Source organism: Actinoplanes sp. NPDC026619, from assembly GCF_040638295.1.
Classification (GTDB): Bacteria; Actinomycetota; Actinomycetes; order Mycobacteriales; family Micromonosporaceae; genus Actinoplanes.
Genome location: NZ_JBEZYA010000049.1, coordinates 1 through 20,322 on the forward strand (window position 1 = coordinate 1; position 20,322 = coordinate 20,322).

Sequence of the window (20,322 nt, forward strand, 5' to 3'; positions counted from 1 at the left end):
TGCCATATGTGGGTAATACACGATCCAGGCCTAAAATCCAAGCACCGCAACGGATTACACGCCGGACGAGCACCTAGCCGCGAAACTCCCGCTAGCCCCGCCCGGTCGTAGGTGATGATCTGCGACCCGGTCGCCTTGGACAGCTGCGGGACGATGTCCTTCCACTGTGTGTGATCCTCGCCGCCACCGGAGTCCAACACGATCGCCGGTGAGCGCCCGGGGGTGACGTAGAACGCGAGGCGGTGCCCGTTGTTGGTGATCATGTGCTGGCCTGCCGCAAGGGCCGAGTTTGCTGGCCCGGGTGCGTTAGTCGAGCCAGCGCGAGTCGGAGCTGATGGGCCGGTCGTGTGCGCGGTTTCCGGCGCCGCCGAATCACTGCACCCGGAGACCGCGCCGACTACGGCGACGGGCAGGACAAGGACGAGGGCGGCCCAGCGGAACCGAGACAATTTCTGAGTGGTGCTGAGATCGTTCTGCATAATCATGGAGATCATTTTTCGCGGTTTCTCGACCGCGTTCGATCCTGCTGACACCCCGCTCGGGTGGGAGGCCAGCCCTACCCTTGCCACGGGCGGATCACAAACCGACCCGGGGCCGCTTGGCAAGGATGGTGTGAGTCGCCTCGACCGCGTGGCATCCGGATCTGCCGCAGACAACGCTCGCGAGCAGATAGCCGTTTCCCGTGCCAGGTAGTCGAGTGGATCACTTGATGCCGGCCGCCGCGTCCAGTTCCTGGAGGAGGTCGTGGGCGGCAAGTTCGATGGCCTTGTGGTGCCACTCCGCAGCGCGGTAGGGCGCCGTCGGTCAGGCCGAGGTACCACGGTCTGCTGCTCGGCGCGTCGGCGGCGATCTGGTCGAACGGACCTCGGCATCGTCTCCTGGGTGGTCCGCCGGATAGGCTTGGTCAACCGGGCGGTTCGACCAGGTTGGACCGTTCAAGACTTGGTCGGCTGGCCAGGGGGAGGCGGTGGTCAGCTCTTGGCGCCGTAGTTCATGGTGTCCGGATTTGTTCCCGTGCGCACCTCTGTCGGGAAGCGGAACCCGGTGAACGCGGACTGGGGAGGCGACCAAGGACGAGACGGCTCAGCGCGCTTCACCGATCAAGCGTGCCTTGATCTTCCGATGGGCGAGCGCAACAGAGCCCGCACGGCTCATCCGTCCGCGCGGCCCTCCTCGAAGCCCTGGCGGCCGAGCTCGAGGCGGCCGGCGCGGCTGCGGACATCTGCTCCACCGTTCTGGACGCGACCGGCGCCGTCGTCGGCGGCACCGCGGTGCCGGTCGGAGTATCGCCGTAACCACCGATCAACTGTGCGCCATCCCGGATGTCTTCGCCCTGGCCGGCGGCGACGGCAAGGCCACCGCTATTGCCGCCGCCATCCGGGCCGGGCTGTTGCACCGGCTCATCACCGACGCCTCCACGGCCTGAGTGCTGCTGGAGAGGTGAGACGAGGCGGTCATCAGATGCGGGCCGGATCGCCCTGCTCGGCCGGCACGTCCGGGGCGGGCTGCGAGCTCGCTTCGTGCAGGCTGCTGCCCTCGATGTCGACGTTCGGCAGGAGTCGGCCGAGCCAGCGCGGCAGCCACCAGGCCCGGGCGCCGAGCAGCGCCATCACCGCGGGCACGATCGTCATGCGGACCACGAACGCGTCGATCAGCACGCCGATCGCCAGGGCGAAGCCCATCGTCTTCACGCTGGTGTCGTGGGAGAGCATGAACCCGGCGAAGACCGCGATCATGATGGTCGCCGCGGCGCCGACGACCCGGGCGGCGTGGGTGAAACCGGTGACCGTCGCCCGGCGGGCAGGCGTGCCGTGCGTGAAGTCCTCCCGCATGCGGGACACCAGGAAGACCTCGTAGTCCATCGACAGGCCGAACAGGACGCCGACCAGCAGGATGGGCAGGAAACTGATCAGCGGGCCGGGGGAGTCGAGTCCGACCAGGCCGGCCAGCCAGCCCCACTGGAAGACCGCCACGGTCGCACCGAAGGTCGCCGCGACGGTCAGCAGGAAGCCGAGCGACGCCTTCAGGGGGACCAGCACGGACCGGAACACGAGCATGAGCAGCAGGAACGAAAGCCCGATGACGACGGCCAGGTAGATCGGCAGGGCGTCGGAGAGGGTGTCCGAGACGTCGATCGCGACCGCGGTGACGCCGGTGACCGCGACGGATGCGGCGATGGTGGGGTTCACCTGTTCGCGGATGCGCCGGACGAGGTCGGTGGTCTTCTCGTCCGAGGGCCCGGTGCTGGGCACGACGGTGGTGATGCTGGTGAGCCCGTCTCCGCTGGTCTGCGCGGGAGCGACGAGTGCGACACCGTCAACTGCCTGGAGCGCTTTGGCCAGGGCCGCGGTCGCGGAGGTCGTAGCGGCGGCCGTGTCCGTGCGGGTGACGAGCACGAGCTGGGCGTTGTAGCCGGTGCCGAACCCGTCCTCGAGCATGTCGTAGGCGACGTGCGCGGCGCTGGCGGCGGGAGCGCTGTCGTTGTCCGGCAGCGCGAGGCGCATCTTTGCGGCGGGCGCGCTGACGACCAGCAGCAGGGCGATGGCGGACAGAATCACGGGTACCGGGTGGGAGGCGACCGCCCCGGCCCATCTCGCGCCCAGGGTCGGCTTGGTGTGCTTGTCTTCGCCGACCTGGTTACGGGATTTGCGGTGCAGGATGCGCCGGCCGGCATACCCGGCGACCGCCGGGGTCAGGGTGATCGCGACGAGGACCGCGACCAGGACGGCCAGCGAGGCGACCAGGCCCATGACACCCAGGAAGGGTACGCCGACGACGGTCAGCGCGGCGAGGGCGATGATGACGGTCAGTCCGGCGAACACGACCGCGGAACCGGCGGTGCCCACCGCCATCCCGGCGGCGGTCTCGCCGTCGTCGCCGTCCTGCAGATGCTGCCGGTACCGGGAGTTGATGAACAGGGCGTAGTCGATGCCAACGGCGAGGCCGAGCATCAGGGCCAGGATCGGCGTGACCGCGGTGAAGTCGACGACGGCGCTGAGGGCCAGCACGCCGGCCATGCCGACGCCGACGCCGATCAGCGCGGTCAGCAGGGTCATTCCGGCCGCGACCAGGGAGCCGAAGGTGATCAGCAGGACCAGCGCGGCGATCGCTACGCCGATGCCTTCCGTCACGCCGGCTTCCGGGCTGGGTGCGGCGATCTCGCCGCCGGGCGCCACGGTGACGCCGTCGAGGTCGGCGCCGATCTCGGCGTAGGCATCCTTGACGTCCGCGCCGATGTCGTTGACCGCTGCGGTGAACTGGACCTGGACGATTGCGTACCGGCCGTCGGCGGACACCGCGTCGGACTGCTCCGGGGTGACCACGCCGAGCACCCGGGCAGCTTCGCCGCCTCGGCGGCGATCGCGGCGATCGCTTCTTTTCCCGCCGTGCCGGTGAGCGTTGCGCCGTCGGCGGCCTCGACCACGATGGTCCCGGAGGCGCCGGCGGCCTGAGGGAACTCCTCGGCGAGAGCGTCTCGCGCCGCCTGTGATTCGGTGCCGGGCACGGTGAGTGCCGCGCCGCTGCCGAGGCTTCCGTACGTCGCGGCCACGCCACCCAGCGCGGTGAGGATCAGCACCCAGATCAGGATGACGCGCCCGCGACGGCGGTAGGACAACCGCCCGAGAGCAGCAAGATAGCGAGCCATGTAGCGGTCCTCCTGGGGAGTGAACGAACGAAGCTGGCGCCTCAGGCCACGGTGAGCAGCGGGGCGGCCAGGTCGAGCAGGATGCGGCGGCTGTCCGCCTCGGGCACGTCGGTCAGTTCCGCTACGACGGCGGCGACCCCCCCGATGAAGAAGATCGCCGCCGCGTCGGAGGCGGCCGAGCTGGAACTGCCCCGCAGCAATCGCCGGAGCTGGGTTTCCAATGCCCGTACGTCGGACATCGCTTCCTGGCCGAGGATGTAGGAGATCTCCGCCTGCATCAGGCGAAGCGTCTGCCGGTGCCGCAGGGCCAGGTCGATGAAACCCGCCATGGCCGCCTGGCTGCGCTCAGCCACGGTCGGCAACGCGGTGGCCCGCTGAACGAGAACGTCGAGCCCATCGAGCAGATCCTTGGCCCACTCACGGACCAGGTGCTCCTTGGACTCGAACTGGTAGAGCACGGTCGCCTTCGAGTAACCGGCGGCCTTGGCGATGTCGGCCAGCGAGGTGCCCCGAAGCCCGCGTGCCGTGAACTCGACCGTCGCGGCGGCCAGCAGGTCGGCGCGGGTGTCGGCGGAGGTGTGACGGGCCATGGGAACAGCATGCTGACCGATCGGTCAGAAGTCAACCGATCGGACAGTGATTGACCTATCGGTCAGAGTTCAGCGCACCCCCCGGACGCGGAGGACAGTCACCCCCGAAGCGACCGCGAACAGGACGCCGGCGAGGAACAGGGCCGTGTAGTTCTGTCCCGCCTCGCCGGTGCGGGAGAACAGCGAGATGGCGAGGAACACCGGCGCGAAGGCGGGCGCGATCGACTGGGGGATGAGGTTGGCCATCCCGAGAACGCCGAGATCCTTGGCGGCGTCCTGGTCCTTGTTCGGTAGCACGTCGGCCACCAGGGCCAGGTCGATGGCGAAGTAGGTGCCCTGACCGAGACCGATGAGGGCCATGGCGAGCAGGAACAGCGGCACCGACGTACGGTCCGGCGGAGCAAGCGCGACCACCGCCAGACCGGCGGCGGCGATCGCGGCGGCGACCAGGACGAACACCTTCCGCCGGCGCAGCCGGTCGGAGAGCGGTCCGAGGGTGATGCTGACCAGGACGACCACGACGGTCTGCAGGCCGATCGCTGCGGGCACCAGGCCGGTCGCCTCGTCCTCGCTCAGACCGAGGTGCGAGGTCAGGTAGAAGATCTGGTAGTTGAGTACGAACGAGATCGCCATGAACATGGCGAACCGGCTGATCCACGCCCAGCCGAAGTCCGGGAACCGGCGGGGGTTCACCCAGAAGCTGCCGGCGAACTCGCGCAGGCTGAACACCTGCCGTTCGTCTCTGGTCAGGCGCCGGTCGGAGAGTACGACGGCGGCGAGTGACACCAGGACGAGCGCGATGGCGGTGGGCACGACGAACGCCAGGGTGATCGAGACCTCGGACAGGCCGCTGACCAGCCCGACACCGACCACGGCGGCAACCGCTTGGGTGAGGCCGAGGAGTCCGGAGATGCGCCCGCGGTATCGGGTCGGCACCTGGTCCGGCAGCAGGGCGAGCAGGACCGCCATGGTCGCGTTGACGCCGACCTGGTTGATGGACCAGCCGACCGTGGCTACGGCGACGTTCGGGGCGAGGCCGAGGATGGTCGCCCCGACCATCGAGATCAGGGATCCGATGACGAGCCACGGGCGGCGCATGCCCATTCGCCAGGTGGTGCGGTCGGAAATCCGCCCGAAGATCGGGTTGGCCAGGATGCCGAACACGGCCCCGACGCCGAGGACCACCGACAGGGTGGTGCCCTGCGTGCTCTTGTCCGGGTCGATCTGCGCGATCTTCAGTGGCAACGAGATGATCACGGGTGTGAGCGTGGCTACCCACAGCCCGAGACTGGCGAGGGCGAAGGTGACGACGAAAACGCGGCGTGGGCCTGCTGTCGCCGTACGTTGCGTGGCTTCTATGACCATCGGTGGCTCCTGAACGGCAAGGAGACAGCGCCGCGCGGGCAGACAGCTGGCGGCAACCGTCAGACGGGAGGGGGGATCCGGGCCTGGACGTAGTAGGTGACCGTGTCGCAGAGTTCCGCGACGAACGTGTCCCACGGCCGGCCGGCGTGCTCGGCGAAGGTGACCCGCGGGTTGATCTCGGTCAGCACCATCGACAGCACGAGCTGCAGCGCGAATTCCAGCGGTGCCTGGTGCGCTGGGGCGGAGCCGATGACGTTCTCGAAGACGGATTGGAAGTCCCGGCTGAGCCGGTTCATCGCGCCGGCGCCGGCGCCGCCCTGCTCGCCTCGGTTGAGCCGGAGCAGGACCCGGCCGTGCTCCCGGAAGAGCTCGGCAATGGCGTGCACGGCCGCACGGGTGGCGGCCTCCAGAGTCGTCGCACCGGCCGCACGGGCCTGGTCGAAGGCTCGGTCGTGGGCGCTGTTCACGGTCTCGGCCAGGCGCTGGTGGGCGTAGTCGAGCAGTGCCTCTCGGTTGGGAAAGCGCAGGTAGAAGGCCCCTCGGCTGACACCCGAGCGACGCTCGACGTCGCCGACGGTCACGGCGTCCCAGCCGCCCTCGATGAGCAGCTCGACGCTCACCTCGTAGATGCGCTCGAGCTTGTCCCGGCTGCGGTCCTGCTGCGGTACGCGAACTGAGTCGGCCATGTTACGGGGGCTCCTCGCGAATGTTACGGCGGCGATATTTGAATGTTGACAGACGAAACTAGATCGGTCCAGTCTTGTTTCACTCGACCATCTAGGGAGTTCACGTGCCCACCATTGATGTGCACGCTCATCATCTACCGACTGTGCTGGGCGAACGCTTCACCCAGCTGTCCGCACGACCGTATCCGTTGCGTCACTCCGAGGATCAGTCGCGCCGGTTGGCGGACCTCGACCAGGCGGGCGTGGAGCAGCAGGTCCTGAGCCTCGGCGCGGTGCAGCCGTACTGGCCCGAGCGCGGCGCCGCGGTGGCGGGTGCCCGGTTCGCCAACGACCTGTACGCCCGCACGGTGGCCGACCACTTCGGTCGGCTGCGTGCCTTCGGCGCCGTACCGCTGCCGCACCCGGACGACGCGGTCGCCGAAGCGATCCGCTGCCTCGACGAGCTCGGATTCGACGGGATCGGTCTGGGCTGTTCGGCCGACGGCCTCCCGCTCGACCAGCCACGGTTCGACCCGTTCTGGGCGGAGATGGACGCGCGGGCGGCCCTCGTCTATCTCCACCCCGGCGTGGCGAACAACGCCGGGGTAGGCGTGTCGGACTATCCGATGTTGCTCGGGCCCGTCTTCGGATCGCCCGCCGAGCAGGCGATCGCCGTCGCCCGGCTCGCCCTCGCCGGGATGATGACCCGGTTCCCGCGGATCCGCCTGGTGGTCGCCGGAATGGGCGGGAGCCTGCTCGTGGCCCGGGGCAAGCTGGCCGACAGTCTCGAGCGCGGCGCTCTGCACAACAGCAGCTTCGATGCGCCCGGCGTGCTCGGCCAGCTCGACGGTCTGTGGTTCGACACGTCGTCGATCGACCCGGTGCTGGCGCTGGCCGCCCGGCAGGCCGGCGCGAACGACCGGCTCGTCTTCGGCTCGGACGCCCCGTGGGGCAGCGCCACCCGGGTTATCACCGAACTCCGCAGCCTGCTCCCGTCCGCCGAGGCGGACGGGGTGCTCGCGCGCGGTGCAGAACTCCTAGAGAAGAAGGTGCCCTGATGTACGTAGGCTGCTTCCTCGGCCCCACCGGCCGTGGCCCGGCGGACGATCTCCCGCTGATCGACTTCTGCTACGACATGGCGATCGCGGCCGACCGGGCCGGCTTCGCTCTCGTCAATGTCGGCGAGCAGCACTTCACCAACTACGAGCCGTACAGCTCGCCCTTCATGATGGGGGCGGTCCTGGCCCGGCACCTGGAGCGGGCCTGGTTCGGTACCACGGTGGTCAACCTGGCCTACCACAACCCGATCTCGCTGGCCGAGCACGCCAACCTGATGGACCTGCTCACCCGCGGCAAGTGCTTCATCGGGCTGTCCACCGGACACCTGCCCTTCCTCTCCTCGCAGTGGGGCGTGCCGGCCTCGTACAGCAAGGAGATCGCGCTGCAGCGAATCGACGTCGCCCTCCAGGCCTGGGCGAAGGAACCGGGTGATCCGCCGCTGGCCTGGAAGACCGACCTCGAGGAGGGCGTGCTCGCCCTGCGCATCATGCCGGTCGGCTACCGCAAGGAACATCCGGTCATCGGGTTCGCCACCAACACCGACTCCACCATCGAACGGGCCGGTACCCAGGGCTGGCCGGTCGCGCTCGGCCGATACAACCTGACCGAGGCCGCCCGCAAGATGGCCATCTACCGGGCCGCTCTCGACACCGCCGGCCACCCGGAGGACGTACGGACCGAATGCCTTGCTCTGTCGAGCGTGACCAAGGCGATCGTCGTCGCCGACACCGACGAGGAGGCCTGGGCGATCGCGGAGCGGCAGCTGCGGGGTTTCATGAACTTCACCTACTCGGTCGCGACCCGGCGCCGGCTGGAAGACACCCGGTCGATGAAGGAGCTGTGGGACGACACCGTCGAAGGCCCGGTCGACATCGCGAACAGCACCTTCACCGCACCCGAGTGGATCCAGGCATCCGCGTTCGTCGGCAGCCCCGAGACGGTGGCCCGGCAGATGCTCGAGTACGCCGATGCCGGCATCGAAGGCATCAACGCCCGCTTCGTCTACGGCGACTTCGACGCCACCGAGGCCTGGCGCGGATTCACGCTGTTCGCCGAGAAGGTCCTGCCGCTGGTGAACGCGAAGCAGCTTCCGGCGCCGGCGCCGGAACGAGTTCGCCCGGAACACCTCGGCGCCGCCGAGGACGCCGCGAAGCTGGCCGAGCTCTTTCAGTGAGTGAGGACGCGCTGGCGGTCGGATTCCGCCAAGTGATGGCCGGGGTGTGCACCCCGGTCTCGGTGATCACGGCAATGGACGGCGAGCGTCCGCACGGGACCACGGTCAGCGCGTTCACCTCGCTGTCGATGGCACCGCCGATGGTGCTCGTCTCCTTGGACCAGAGCTCGGCCCTGCTCGCGGTGCTGCGGGCCACCGGCCGGTTCGGAGTCAACGTCCTCGGCAGCCGGCAGCACACCCTCGCGTCAGTCTTCGCCCGCAAGGGCGACGACAAGTTCGACGGGGTGCCCTGGACCTTGACGCACGGTGTCCCGCGGATCGCCGACACACCCGGCTGGCTGGCCTGCGAGGTGGCGCAACTCGTGCCGGGCGGGGACCACGTCATCGCTCTGGGCACGGTCACCGACGCCGACACCCTGCCCGCTGACCCTCTGACATATCACTTCCGGGCGTTCGGCACGCATCTTCCGCTGCCTGCCCGCTGACTGGATCGGAGCCGCTGTGCATTTCTCCCTGTTCCTTGGCCCCGGCGTGCGCGGCCCGCACGAGGACCGGCCCGCCATCGATCTGATGATCGAACAGGCGGTGGCGGCCGACGCCGCCGGCTTCACCGCCGTCTACGTCGGCGAACAACACTTCAACAACTATGAGCCGTACGCCGATGGCCTGACGATGGCCGCGTTCCTGGCCGGTCGGCTGCCGAACGCGTACCTGGGAACCAGCGTCGTGCCGCTCGTCCTGCACCACCCCCTCTTCCTGGTGGAGCGGGCCAATCTGCTCGACCAGCTCACCGGCGGCCGGTTCATCCTCGGCATGTCCGGCGGCCGGCCCCGGGAGGGCAAGACCTGGCACAAACACGACCTGACGCCGGAGCAGCGCTCCCGCCTGTTCGACCAGAAACTGGACGTGATGCTGCGGGCGTGGGCGCATCGGGCCGGCGATCAGCCGCTCGAGTTCACCACCGACGACGAGTACGGCGTCATGGAGGGCCGGATGATGCCGGCGTCCTACCGCCGGCCGCATCCGCTGTTCGCGATCGGCACCAATACCCCGGCGAAGATCGCCGAGGCCGGCCGGAAAGGGCAGAAGGTCCACCTGGGACCGTTTGATCCGGCCGGCGCCGGCCGGATCGCCGCGCTCTACCGCGACAGCATGGTGGAAGGTGGGCATCCGGCTGAGCTGATCGAGGACAACCTGCGCTGGCTGATCCACACCAAGATCATCCTGGTGGGGGAGACCGACGACGAGGCGTGGGACGTCGCCGAGCGGCTCTTCACCGGTCCGATGGTCATGGCGCCGTGGATCCGCCGCGACCCGGGGCAGGACGGCTGGTCGCTGCGGAAGATCTACCGCGCCGACCCCGGGCCGTTCGCGCCCGCGATGGGCGTGCCGGAGAGCCAGGGCGCCTTCCTGCACCGTACGGCGATCGTCGGCAGCCCGGAAACGGTGGCCGCCGAGCTCGCCGGCTACCGGGACGCGGGCCTGCCGCACGTGCACGCGCGTTTCATCTTCGGCACCCTCGACGACCCGGAGGTGTTCCGACGTTCGTTCCGGCTCTTCACCGACGAGGTCATGCCCCGGCTCGGAGTCGAGACCATTCCCGGCCCGGCCGGCGACCAGGTTCAGATCTTCTGATCTCCGGACGGGGCGACGAGGATTTTGACCTCGGAGTCCCGTCCGGGGCCGAGGAGGTGCCGAATCCCGCGATCGACGGCCTCGGGCAGCGTCAGACGGGAGCTGATGATCTCCACCTTGTGGTGGGAATTGGCCACGATGACCGCCTGCCCGCCGGAGCGGACCCCGTCGATCGCGGCGCTCAACGTGATCGTTCCGGCACCGGAGGCGTCGAAGGACACGTCGGCGCCGGCCGGGGCGCGGCCGCGTACGTAGGCCGCGACGTCGGTCGTCCGCGGGTCGACGGGGTCGGCGCCGAGCTCCGCGGCGAGGGCGCGCCGTGACTCGCTCGGCTCGCTGACCACCACCGTGCTGGCCCCGGCCGCCTGCAGGCAGAGCAGCAGGCCAAGGCCGATCGGCCCGGCGCCGATGACCAGGGCGGTTGTGCCCTCACCGGCCCCGGACCGGCGGACCGCGTGCCAGGCGACGGTCAGTGACTCGATCAGCGCGCCGACCTCGGGAGAGACGTCGGCGGGCAGGGGAAAGACGTGGTCGGCGGGGATCACCACGTACTCCCCGAAGCCGCCGCTCCAGCCGTGGATGCCGACGAAGGCGACGTTCGCGCAAAGGTTGTCGTCGCCGCGCAGGCAGGCACCGCAGGTGCCGTCGGCGAAGTTGGGCCGGACTGCGACCAGGTCGCCGACCGCGAGGCCGGTGACGTCGTCGGCCACCTCGGTGACGTGTCCGGAGAACTCGTGCTCGAGGCCTCGGCCACGGCTTCCTGATCATCCTCGGCTACGCCGTCGCCGGTGCGGTGCTGACCGCCGTGGGTAAGCCGTACCAGGACTGGCGGGAGAAGCGCGGTCGTACGGAGTCGATGATGCACACCGCCCAGCGGGCGGCCGCGGTCGCCTGACCGGCTTACATGCGGTATTTGGGTAGCAGGCCGTCGAGCGCCTTGCCCAGCAGTCCGACGAGCGTGCCCAGTTCCTCCGGGGTGAGCCTGGCCAGAGGCGACACGGTCGTCATCGCGGTGGTTTGGCGCTCACGCGCCTCCATCCCGGCTGCGGTGAGGCTGACCGTCGTCCGGCGGCGGTCGCGGGTGTCGGTTCCGCGCTGCACGAGTCCTTTCTCCACGAGTCGTTCGACGAGGAACGTCGCGGTGGAGGGCTCGCAGCGCAGCTTGGCCGCGAGCATCCCCATCGTGAGCGCCGGTCCGTCGGGATGCATCACCCAGACCACGTCGGCCAGGGGCTTGGTGAGATCGAGTTCGTCGAGCACGTCCGTGACGAGTGCGTCGGTTGCCTCGACCACGTTGTAGATCGCTTCCACCGCGTCGTAGATCAGGACTTCTCCCCGGGCGTTCGGCATGGCCGCATGTTACTTCGAGATTAAAAACTTTCGTGACTCGAGGTATCTGCCTATCCGGCAGGTACATTCGAGACTCGAAAGTTTTCAGGTTCGAAGTTATCACTGACGAGAGACCGGTGGGACATGAAGATCAGCACAGGAACGCGCGCAACAAGCTCGCCGTGGCGTCCAGGTGCTGCCCCATGGTCCGCCGGGCGCCTTCGACATCTCCTTTGCCGATCGCTTCCACCAGAGCAAGGTGCTGAGCGTTCGAGTGCTGGATGTTCGGCGGCAGCAGGGGGATGGCGTCGAGGAGGTGGTTCACCCGGCTGCGGGCGCCGGCGACAGCCGTGGTCACCGACGGCGCACCCGCCAACTCGGCGATGGTCAGGTGCAGCCGCGAGTCGAGGGGTCGGTAGTCGGACAGGGAACTGCTGTCACAGGCGTGCAGACTCTCCCGCAGGCCGGCCAGGGCTGCCGCACTGTGTCGGCGGCCGGCCGCCAACTCGACGGCGCCTATCTCGAGGACGCGGCGCAGGGCTATCGAGTCCTCGGCCTGTGCCATCGTGATGGTGCGTAATTTGGCGGGGTCGCCCTTGGCCGTGCTCGAGATCGGCCGTTTGACGACGAACGTCCCGCCACCGTTGCCCCGGCGGCTGACAAGGTAGTCCGCCTCCTGTAGCGATCGGATCGCCTCACGCAGCGTCACCCTGGAGATGCCCAGTGACGCGGCGAGGTCGCGTTCGGTCGGCAGCCGTTCCCCGGGTGCCAGTACGCCGAGGCGGATCGCCTCCATGATCCGATGCACCGCCTCCTCGAAGACGTTGCCGTTGGAGAGCGGGCGGAAGATCCGGTCGATCACCTCGTCGGCCTGCATGCGGTTGCTCCCCTCTGTGTACCGAGCACAGCCTATCCATCGATCATTCAAAACGTTAAAACCAGACCTTGACGTTTCAAGTTTCCTGGTCATACGGTTCGGCAAGCCTGAACGAAGGGGCAAGCGTGAGTTCGATAACAACCAAGACCGGCCGGCGGACGGCGGCAATCGCCGCTCTGGTGGCCACCGCACTGATAACCACCGCGTGCTCGAGCCCGGATGAGACGACGGGCTCCACGACCGCCGACACGATCAAGGTCGGCATGGTCACCTCCCTGACCGGAGACTCCAGCGCCGACTTCGCGGCCTCCGCCGCCGGCGCCCAGGCCCGTATCGACCTGCAGAACGAGCAGGGCGGTGTGAACGGCCGCAAGCTGGAGCTGGTGACGGCGGACGACCAGTCGACCGCGAACGGCGTGGTGACCGCGGTCAACCAGTTGGTGCAGCGGGACAAGGTGCTCGGCGTGATCAGCATGTCGACGCTGCTGTTCTCGGCCGCGCCGGCCCTGCAGAAGGCGGGAGTGCCGGTCACCGGTGCCGGTTTCGACGGCCCGGAGTGGGGCCAGAAGCCCAACACCAACATGTTCTCGCTGGATCCCATCGACCCGGACTACCCGCCGACGACGATCTGGGCGGAGTTCTTCAAGTCGATCGGCGCGACCCGGATCGCCGGCATCGGCTTCGCCGACATCCCGTCCTCCAGCGGCAGCATCAACCAGATCCAGAAGGGCGTGAAGGCCGCCGGACTGACGGCCGCCTACACCAACGTCTCGATCCCGTACGGCACGACCGACTTCACCGCGACCGTTCTGCAGATGAAGGAAGCCAAGGTCGACGGGTACGTCTGCTCCTGCGACACCAAGACCGAGCTGGCCCTGGCGACCGCGGTCAAGCAGGCCGGCCTCTCCGCCAAGGGCATTCTCTCCAGCGGCTACGCCCAGGCCACCTTGGATGACGCCGCCTCCAAGGCGACCGCCGACGGTATGTACGCCTACTCCTACTACGTGCCCTACGAGCTGAAGACCGCCGGCACCGAGGCGATGCTGGCCGCCCTCGCCAAGTCGGACAAGGACTTCAAGGCCGGAACCATCCCCAGCTACGGGCTCTCCAGCGGTTACCTCGCGGCGGACCTGATGATCGCTGGCCTGGAGAAGGCCGGCACCGACCCGACCGGCGAGTCCCTCATCTCCGGGCTGCGCACGGTCACCTCGTACGACGCGGACGGCGTTCTGCCGGCACCGATCAGCTTCGCCGCGGACCAGTTCGGCAAGTCGCTGTCGGCGCCGTGCAACTACTTCGTCCAGCTCAAGGGCGACGCCTTCGTCGCCCAACCCAAGATTTGCGGAACCCTCGTCGGCTCCTGACGAGTCCCCGCATCACGCATTCCGCTTCACAGAGACCAGCAAGGAGAACCCGCAGTGCGAGAGCTACACGCCACCATCATCTCCACCATCGACGGCTTCTACGAGGGGCCGGGCGCCGACTTCCGGTACGCCGACAAGTTCGAGGAGGACGAGTTCAAGCTGCACTCCACGGAGTTGCTCAAGAACTACGGCACCCTGGTTTTCGGCCGCAAGACCTACGAGCTCGGCCACACCTACTGGACGACCGACCTCGCCCTCAAGGCCGACGAGAACCCGATCGTCATCGACAAGATGAACAACTTCGACAAGGTCGTCTTCTCCACGACCCTGGAGAAGCCGGAGTGGGGGAGCACCACGCTCTACGACGGTAACCTCGTGGAGACGATCAAGGAGCTCAAGGAGCAGCCGGGCGGGGATCTCTTCCTGATCGGCAGCACCAGCCTCCGGTCGGTCCTGCTGAAGGCCGGCCTGATCGACCGGATCAAGATCTGGTATTTCCCGTTGATCCTGGGCACCGGCAACTCGATCTTCAAGGGCTTCGACGACCGGATCAAGCTCGAGCTGAAGCGGTCGCAGACGTACCCCACCGGGAACATGTTCGTCGAGTACAAGGTGCTCAACGGCCAGTCGTTCCCCGAGCTGTTCCCGCCGGCCGAGGCTGCCTGATCCGGCCCGTGTGAGGGCGGCTTTCGGGCCGCCCTCAACGGTCGCGCGCCGCTCACAGGAAGACGCCGCATGCTCCCTTACGTCATCGCCGGTTTGGTTCTCGGCGGCATCTACGCCATCTCGGCCGCGAGCCTCACCGCCACCCACCGTTCGACCGGGATCTTCAACTTCAGCTTCGGTGCCATGGCGTACTTCGTGGCGCGCTTCTACTACTTCCTGCACATGCAGCACGGCTGGGGCATTGTCACCGCCGCGATCGTCTCGCTCCTGATCGTGGCACCGGCCCTCGGCGTCGTGCTCTACTTCGGCCTCTTCCGGTTCCTGCGGCTGTCGACCACCCTGATCAAGGTCGCCGCCATGCTCGGGCTGTCGGTGTGCCTCCCGCCGATCGCCACCTTGCTCTTCGGCAACATCGCGATTCTCAAGGCGCCAGGACTCGCCCCCGAGCCGGTCCAGGTCTTCCACCCGCTCGACGTCCCGGTGACCATGGACCAACTCATCGTGTACGCGAGTGTGGTGGTCATCGGCCTGCTGGGCGTCGTCATCCTGCGCTTCACCGCTGTCGGCCTGCAGGTCCGGGCGATGGTGGACTCCCCGGCCTTGATGTCGCTGACCGGCACCAGCCCGAACGCGGTTTCGGTCGGGGTCTGGGCGGTCAGTTCGTTCCTGGCCGGTCTGGCCGGCATCCTTTCCGCGCCCATCATCGGCCTGGACTCCGGCAGTTTCACCCTGCTGATGGCGGCCGCGTTCGCCGCCGTCATCGCGGGGCGCCTGCACAGCCTGCCGACCGCGGTCGGCGTCGGGCTGGGCATGGGCATCGCGACGTCCCTGGTGCAGAAGGTGATGCCGCCGAACAGCTCGCTGACCACCGCGGTCCTGCCCAGCATCCCGTTCATCGTCACGGCGCTGTTCCTGGCCTTCACCACCCTGCGCCGGGGCCGGCTGAACGAGGGCGACGGGGTCGGCGGCGCCTTGGACCGGGCGATCGCACCGCAGAGCGGGCCGGGCGGCAGCCGCACCGCTGTCCGGCGGCCGACCGGCATTCTCCGCCGGCGGTCCTGGGAGCCCTCCACCCTCGTCCTTGTTGCCATCGCCATGGTGGCGGCCTTTACGATCGACTCGTTCTGGACCGGCTACCTGGCGCAGGGTGCGGCGTTCGCCGTGGTCTTCCTCTCCTACACGCTGGTGACCGGGGAGGGCGGCATGATCTGGCTCTGTCAGATCACCTTCGCCGGCGTCGGTGCCGTCACGTCCGCACAACTCGCCACCAACCACGGCTGGCCGGTGATGCTCGCGGTCCTCGCCGGTGGCCTGATCGCCGCCCCGATGGGCACCGTCCTGGGTCTGCTGACCATCCGGCTGGGCCCGCTCTACGTGGCCCTGGTGACCATCACGTTCGGCCTGCTGATGGACAAGCTGGTCTTCACCCGGGACATCTTCTCCCAGCACGGTCTCGGTGTCGCGATCTCCCCGCCCGGCTTCGCCGACACCGACGCCACCCTGACCGTCCTCGGGCTCGTCGTCTTCCTGACCGTCGCCTACTTCATCGTCAACATCCGCCGGTCGAGCACCGGGCTCGCGCTCAACGCCGTGCGCTGGAGCGAACCCGGCGCGCGGACCATCGGCATCAGCATCCTGCAGGTCAAGGTGCTGACCTCCGCCCTGGCGGCAACGATCGCCGGGATCGGCGGCGGCCTGCTGGCCATCACCGCGTACGCGGCGATCCCGGCCAACTTCAACACCCTCGAAGGTGTCATCTGGCTGGCAACGCTCGTCACCGCGGGCATCCGCTCCAACGCCGGCGCCCTGTTCGCCGGGCTCACGTACACCCTCTTCCCGGCAGTCATGCAGATCTACCTGCCGCAATCGTTCAGCTCCGTGCCTGTCCTGCTCTTCGGCCTTGGCGCCGTCTACATCGCCAAGAGCCCGGACGGCTGGATCCCCGAGATCGGCGACCAACTGACCGGGCTGGCTGCCAAGTTGCTGCGTCGCCCCGGCCGTGACGTCATCGCCTCCTCCGCCAGAGAATCGAGCCAGGTATGAGCGCGATGACCGGAACCGCCGCGCCGGTGCTCGAGGCCCGCGGTGTCAGCGTTCACTTCGGCGGGATCAAGGCGCTGCAAGGTGTCGACGTCGCGGTCGCTCCGGGCGCGATCACCGGCCTGGTCGGGCCGAACGGGGCGGGCAAGACCACCCTGTTCGGGGTGCTCTCCGGCCTGCTGCGACCGACGGCGGGGACAGTACGCCTCAAGGACCACGACGTCACCACGGCCAGTGCGCAGACCCGGGCCCGCAAGGGCCTTGCGCGTACGTTCCAGCAGCCCGAGCTGTTCCTCGGGCTGACCGTGCGGGAACATCTCACGCTGGCCTACCGCAGCACCCACCACCGGTCCCGGCTGTGGACCGACGCGTTCACCGCCGGTGGTCTGCGCCGCCCGGACACCGACGAGACCGCCCGGGTCGACTTCCTGCTCGACGTGCTGTTCCTCGGCGGTGTCGCCGACCAGCCGGTCGGCTCCCTCCCGCTGGGCACCAGTCGGCTCGTCGAGGTCGGCCGGGCTCTGGCCACCTCGCCGGCCGCGCTGCTGCTCGACGAGCCACTCGCCGGCCTCGACTCGTACGAGGTCGACAAACTGGCCGCGGCCCTGCGCCGAGCCGTGGCCGAGGAGGGCACCGGCATGCTCCTCGTGGAGCACGACGTCTCGATGGTCCTCAGCGTCTGCCGGCGCATCTACGTCCTGGACTTCGGGGTGCTGCTCGCCGAAGGAACCCCGCAGCAGATCCGCGACGACCCGAAGGTGCGGGTCGCCTATCTCGGCGACGAGGTCATCGCAGAGGAGAAGTCATGAGTTCCCCGACCGCCGCCCCGACCACCGCTCGAGACACCGCCGACGGGGGCCTGCTGGTGCAGGACCTCAAGGTCGGATACGGCACGTCCCAGGCGCTGTTCGGCGCCACCTTCAACGCCCGCGGCGGATCCACCCTGGCCGTCCTCGGCGTCAACGGCTCCGGGAAGAGCACGTTCGGCCGGGCCGTCGCCGGGCTCGTGCCGATCACCGGCGGCCGGATCTACTTCGACGGCACCGACATCACCGGGCTCTCCCCGCACCGGATCAGCCGTGCCGGGCTGCGCTACATCCCCGAGGGCCGGGGCATCTTCCCCGGCCTCACCGTCAACGACAATCTGAAGCAGGCCCTGATGCCGGTCGGCCGCGGCGAACGCGGGCAGGCGCTGCACGACATCTTCGAGACGTACCCCGTGCTCTTTCAGCGCCGCAGCCAGCGCGCGGGCAGCATGTCGGGCGGCGAACAGCAGATCCTCGCGATGTCCCTGGCCCTGATGTCCCGCCCCAAGCTGATCATTGCGGACGAGATGTCCCTCGGGCTGGCCCCGAAGATGGTCAGCGCCGTCTTCGACAGCCTCGAACGCGCCCGCAGCACCGGCATCACCGTGATCCTCATCGAGCAGTTCATCCACCGCGCGCTGGCTTTCGCCGACGACTGCGTGATCCTCAACCGGGGAACCGTCGGCTGGTTTGGCGAAGCCGGCAGCGCCGGCACCGAAGTGCTCGACCGCTACCTCGGCGAGACGTCCGCCGACTGAGCCGCAGGGGAGGGCGCCGTCTTGTACACCCAGCACATCTCCGGGACCACCTACACCTTCGTCAACCTCGCGGACCTGATGGCAAAGGCGAGCCCGTTGCGCTCCGGCGACGAACTCGCCGGCTGTGCCGCAATCTCGAGCGCGGAACGTGTCGCCGCGCGATGGCGGCTGGCCGACATCCCGCTCGACACCTTTCTTCAGGAAGTCCTTGTCCCGTACGAGACGGACGAGGTCACCCGGCTCATCATCGACACCCATGACCGCGACGCCTACCGGACGATCTCCCACCTGACCGTGGGTGGCCTGCGCGACTGGCTGCTACAGACGGTGACATTGCCGGACGCCGCCATCCGACTGGCCGCCGTCGCTCCCGGGCTGACCCCGGAGATGGCGGCGGCGGTCAGCAAGCTCATGCGCAACCAGGACCTCATCGCCGTCGCCCGTGCCTGCCGGGTGGTGACCGCCTTCCGCAGCACCATCGGACTGCCGGGACGCCTGGCGACCCGGCTGCAACCCAACCATCCCACCGACGATCTTCGCGGCATCGCCGCCGCCACTCTGGACGGGCTGCTGCTCGGTTGTGGCGATGCCGTCATCGGCACCAACCCGGCCACCGACTCACCGGCCGTCACCCGGAACCTGCTCCATCTGTTCGACGAGATCCGGTCGCAGTTCGAGATACCGATCCAGTCGTCGGTACTGGCCCACGTGACGACGACCATCGACCTCATCGCCGCCGGTGCCCCGGTCGACCTGGTATTCCAGTCCATCGCCGGGACGGAGGGCGCCAACCGCAGCTTCGGCATCGACATCTCCCTGCTGCGGGAGGCTGACGCGGCGGCGCGGTCACTCGCTCGCGGTACGGCCGGCGACAACGTCATGTACTTCGAGACCGGCCAGGGATCGGCGCTGAGCGCCGGAGCGCACCTCGGCATCGATGGATCACCGATCGACCAGCAGACCCTCGAAGCCCGGGCGTACGCCATCGCCCGGGAACTCAAGCCGCTGCTGGTCAACACCGTCGTGGGCTTCATCGGCCCGGAGTACCTCTACGACGGTAAACAGATCGCCCGGGCCGCGCTCGAGGACCACTTCTGCGGCAAACTCCTCGGCGTCCAGATGGGTGTCGACGTCTGCTACACCAATCACGCCGAAGCCGATCAGGACGACATGGACAGCATCCTCACCCTGCTGGGGGTTGCCGGTGTCCCGTTCGTCATCACCGTCCCCGGCGCCGACGACGTGATGCTCGGATACCAGAGCCTCTCCTTCCACGACGTCCTGTACGTCCGGCAGGCGCTCGGCCTGCGTCCGGCGCCCGAGTTCGAGGCGTGGCTGCAGCAGCACGACCTGATCGACCCCGGCGGTCAGATAGCCCGGACCGACCTGGGAACTTCCGCACTGCGCGCGCTGGCGAGCGCCGGATGACCGGCCTGCAGCCCGGTGACGCCTGGGCACCGCTGCGGCGGCTCACTCCCGCCCGCATCGGCCTCGGGCGTACCGGCGACGCGCTGCCCACCGGCGACATCCTGCGGTTCCAGGCCGCCCATGCGAGCGCGCGGGACGCGGTGCACGCCCCGCTCGACGTGCCGCACCTGGCGGACGCGATCCGTGATCTGGGCATCGCCGAACCGCACGTGGTGCCGAGCCTCGCCCGGGACCGCGCCGAGTACCTTCGCCGCCCTGACCTCGGCCGCCGGACGGCCGACCTCAGCGCCCTCCCGACCGGGCCCTACGACCTCGCCTTCGTCCTGGCCGACGGGCTCTCCACCGCCGCGCTCCGGCACCACGGTGCGGCGCTGCTGCGGGTGCTGATCGGCAGCCTGGCCGCGGATCACTCGCTCGCGCCGCCGGTCATCGCGCTGCAGAGCCGGGTCGCCATCGGCGATGTGATCGGTGCGCATCTCCGGGCGACGACGGTGCTCGTTCTGATCGGTGAACGCCCAGGACTGTCGGTCTCCGACAGCCTCGGCGTCTACCTGACGCACCTGCCCCGGCCGGGCCGCACCGACGCGGAACGCAACTGCGTGTCGAACATCCACGCGAACGGCCTGAGCTATCAGCAAGCCGGCTCCGTCATCACGGCACTCGTCGCCGGGGCGAACCGGCTGGGCAGGTCCGGCGTGGCGCTGAAGGACGACACCCTGGCGGTCGACGGTGGCTGAGCGGTTCACCAGCGCGCGTCCGCCTATTCCACCTCAATGTCGGTGTTCTTTTCCGGACTGCTCATCGGAAGATCTTTCTGCACTACTATGGCGACCATAGTCAGGATGAAATCCGCGTCGAGCAGGAATATAGATTCTGCGGCCGGCTCCGGAGATTGCCCTGCGGCAAGCGCAGGATCAGGA

General features: G+C 68.6%; 18 protein-coding genes and 2 pseudogenes. 12 read left to right on the forward strand and 8 right to left on the reverse strand.

Annotation, left to right across the window (positions count from 1 at the left end):
- The first annotated feature begins 1,111 nt into the window (after positions 1–1,111).
- Positions 1,112–1,426 (forward strand): sugar-binding domain-containing protein, encoded by a 315-nt coding sequence (locus tag AB0E90_RS49230; RefSeq protein ID WP_360420354.1) that lies wholly within the window; start codon positions 1,112–1,114, stop codon positions 1,424–1,426.
- A 31-nt stretch (positions 1,427–1,457) separates the two neighbouring features.
- Here AB0E90_RS49230 and AB0E90_RS49235 read toward each other — a convergent pair.
- The 4 genes and pseudogenes from AB0E90_RS49235 to AB0E90_RS49250 all read right to left on the reverse strand — a co-directional run bounded on the left by AB0E90_RS49235 (position 1,458) and on the right by AB0E90_RS49250 (position 6,287).
- Positions 1,458–3,646: pseudogene (locus tag AB0E90_RS49235) on the reverse strand (MMPL family transporter).
- 41 nt (positions 3,647–3,687) lie between these two features.
- Entirely contained in the window at positions 3,688–4,236 is a 549-nt protein-coding gene (locus AB0E90_RS49240) for a TetR family transcriptional regulator (RefSeq protein ID WP_360420356.1), read from the reverse strand.
- Between the two features lie 69 nt (positions 4,237–4,305).
- Entirely contained in the window at positions 4,306–5,493 is a 1,188-nt protein-coding gene (locus tag AB0E90_RS49245) for an MFS transporter (RefSeq protein WP_360420358.1), read from the reverse strand.
- Between the two features lie 167 nt (positions 5,494–5,660).
- Positions 5,661–6,287 (reverse strand): TetR/AcrR family transcriptional regulator, encoded by a 627-nt coding sequence (locus tag AB0E90_RS49250; protein WP_360420360.1) that lies wholly within the window; start codon positions 6,285–6,287, stop codon positions 5,661–5,663.
- Between the two features lie 104 nt (positions 6,288–6,391).
- Between AB0E90_RS49250 and AB0E90_RS49255 the strand changes: the two genes are divergently transcribed.
- From AB0E90_RS49255 to AB0E90_RS49270, 4 genes are read left to right on the forward strand one after another with little or no spacing between them, the layout of a single operon-like run.
- Complete coding sequence (locus tag AB0E90_RS49255; protein WP_360420362.1) at positions 6,392–7,324, forward strand: amidohydrolase family protein; 933 nt, start codon at positions 6,392–6,394, stop codon at positions 7,322–7,324.
- On the forward strand, positions 7,324–8,499 hold the full coding sequence (locus AB0E90_RS49260; RefSeq protein ID WP_360420364.1) for an LLM class flavin-dependent oxidoreductase: 1,176 nt from the start codon (positions 7,324–7,326) through the stop codon (positions 8,497–8,499). The genes AB0E90_RS49255 and AB0E90_RS49260 overlap by 1 nt, the downstream gene beginning before the upstream one ends.
- The gene (locus tag AB0E90_RS49265) at positions 8,496–8,984 is read left to right on the forward strand and encodes a flavin reductase family protein (protein WP_360420366.1); all 489 of its coding nucleotides are present in this window, start codon (positions 8,496–8,498) and stop codon (positions 8,982–8,984) included. Before AB0E90_RS49260 ends, AB0E90_RS49265 begins: the two co-directional genes overlap by 4 nt.
- A gap of 16 nt (positions 8,985–9,000) precedes the next feature.
- Entirely contained in the window at positions 9,001–10,134 is a 1,134-nt protein-coding gene (locus AB0E90_RS49270) for an LLM class flavin-dependent oxidoreductase (RefSeq protein WP_360420368.1), read from the forward strand.
- Here the strand turns inward: AB0E90_RS49270 and AB0E90_RS49275 are convergent.
- The 4 genes and pseudogenes from AB0E90_RS49275 to AB0E90_RS49290 form a co-directional block, all read right to left on the reverse strand.
- Positions 10,122–10,682: a zinc-binding dehydrogenase gene (locus tag AB0E90_RS49275; RefSeq protein WP_360420435.1), complete on the reverse strand. Its 561-nt coding sequence runs from the start codon at positions 10,680–10,682 to the stop codon at positions 10,122–10,124. The two genes, AB0E90_RS49270 and AB0E90_RS49275, sit on opposite strands and share 13 nt — an antisense overlap.
- Positions 10,662–10,859: pseudogene (locus tag AB0E90_RS49280) on the reverse strand (alcohol dehydrogenase catalytic domain-containing protein); the annotation flags it as partial. The gene AB0E90_RS49275 and the pseudogene AB0E90_RS49280, both read right to left, overlap by 21 nt.
- Positions 10,860–11,034: 175 nt before the next feature.
- Positions 11,035–11,484 (reverse strand): MarR family transcriptional regulator, encoded by a 450-nt coding sequence (locus AB0E90_RS49285; protein ID WP_360420370.1) that lies wholly within the window; start codon positions 11,482–11,484, stop codon positions 11,035–11,037.
- A 130-nt stretch (positions 11,485–11,614) separates the two neighbouring features.
- Complete coding sequence (locus tag AB0E90_RS49290) at positions 11,615–12,340, reverse strand: FCD domain-containing protein (protein ID WP_360420372.1); 726 nt, start codon at positions 12,338–12,340, stop codon at positions 11,615–11,617.
- Between the two features lie 125 nt (positions 12,341–12,465).
- On the opposite strand from AB0E90_RS49290, the gene AB0E90_RS49295 reads away from it, so the two are divergent.
- From AB0E90_RS49295 to eutC, 7 genes are all read left to right on the forward strand, one after another.
- Positions 12,466–13,704, forward strand: a complete 1,239-nt coding sequence (locus AB0E90_RS49295; protein WP_360420374.1) for an ABC transporter substrate-binding protein — start codon at positions 12,466–12,468, stop codon at positions 13,702–13,704.
- 54 nt (positions 13,705–13,758) lie between these two features.
- On the forward strand, positions 13,759–14,370 hold the full coding sequence (locus AB0E90_RS49300) for a dihydrofolate reductase family protein (RefSeq protein ID WP_360420376.1): 612 nt from the start codon (positions 13,759–13,761) through the stop codon (positions 14,368–14,370).
- A gap of 69 nt (positions 14,371–14,439) precedes the next feature.
- Positions 14,440–16,413, forward strand: coding sequence for an ABC transporter permease (locus tag AB0E90_RS49305; protein ID WP_360420378.1), 1,974 nt, complete (start codon positions 14,440–14,442; stop codon positions 16,411–16,413).
- Positions 16,410–17,219 carry an ABC transporter ATP-binding protein gene (locus AB0E90_RS49310; protein WP_360420380.1) on the forward strand — a complete coding sequence of 270 codons (810 nt, stop codon included), beginning with the start codon at positions 16,410–16,412 and terminating at the stop codon, positions 17,217–17,219. The genes AB0E90_RS49305 and AB0E90_RS49310 overlap by 4 nt, the downstream gene beginning before the upstream one ends.
- A complete protein-coding gene (locus AB0E90_RS49315; protein ID WP_360420382.1) occupies positions 17,216–17,974 on the forward strand; it encodes an ABC transporter ATP-binding protein in 759 nt (252 codons plus the stop codon). Before AB0E90_RS49310 ends, AB0E90_RS49315 begins: the two co-directional genes overlap by 4 nt.
- Positions 17,975–17,995: 21 nt before the next feature.
- A complete protein-coding gene (locus tag AB0E90_RS49320; protein WP_360420384.1) occupies positions 17,996–19,402 on the forward strand; it encodes an ethanolamine ammonia-lyase subunit EutB in 1,407 nt (468 codons plus the stop codon).
- Complete coding sequence (eutC, locus tag AB0E90_RS49325; RefSeq protein WP_360420386.1) at positions 19,399–20,139, forward strand: ethanolamine ammonia-lyase subunit EutC; 741 nt, start codon at positions 19,399–19,401, stop codon at positions 20,137–20,139. Before AB0E90_RS49320 ends, eutC begins: the two co-directional genes overlap by 4 nt.
- Positions 20,140–20,322 lie beyond the last annotated feature (183 nt).

What these genes read in the sequence shown, in the direction of transcription:
- AB0E90_RS49240 (WP_360420356.1), bottom strand. Translation starts at nt 4,236, where the DNA reads ATGGCCCGTCACACCTCCGCCGACACCCGCGCCGACCTGCTGGCCGCC.
- AB0E90_RS49250 (WP_360420360.1), bottom strand. Translation starts at nt 6,287, where the DNA reads ATGGCCGACTCAGTTCGCGTACCGCAGCAGGACCGCAGCCGGGACAAG.
- AB0E90_RS49260 (WP_360420364.1), top strand. Translation starts at nt 7,324, where the DNA reads ATGTACGTAGGCTGCTTCCTCGGCCCCACCGGCCGTGGCCCGGCGGAC.
- AB0E90_RS49285 (WP_360420370.1), bottom strand. Translation starts at nt 11,484, where the DNA reads ATGCCGAACGCCCGGGGAGAAGTCCTGATCTACGACGCGGTGGAAGCG.
- AB0E90_RS49290 (WP_360420372.1), bottom strand. Translation starts at nt 12,340, where the DNA reads ATGCAGGCCGACGAGGTGATCGACCGGATCTTCCGCCCGCTCTCCAAC.
- AB0E90_RS49305 (WP_360420378.1), top strand. Translation starts at nt 14,440, where the DNA reads ATGCTCCCTTACGTCATCGCCGGTTTGGTTCTCGGCGGCATCTACGCC.
- AB0E90_RS49310 (WP_360420380.1), top strand. Translation starts at nt 16,410, where the DNA reads ATGAGCGCGATGACCGGAACCGCCGCGCCGGTGCTCGAGGCCCGCGGT.
- AB0E90_RS49315 (WP_360420382.1), top strand. Translation starts at nt 17,216, where the DNA reads ATGAGTTCCCCGACCGCCGCCCCGACCACCGCTCGAGACACCGCCGAC.
- eutC (WP_360420386.1), top strand. Translation starts at nt 19,399, where the DNA reads ATGACCGGCCTGCAGCCCGGTGACGCCTGGGCACCGCTGCGGCGGCTC.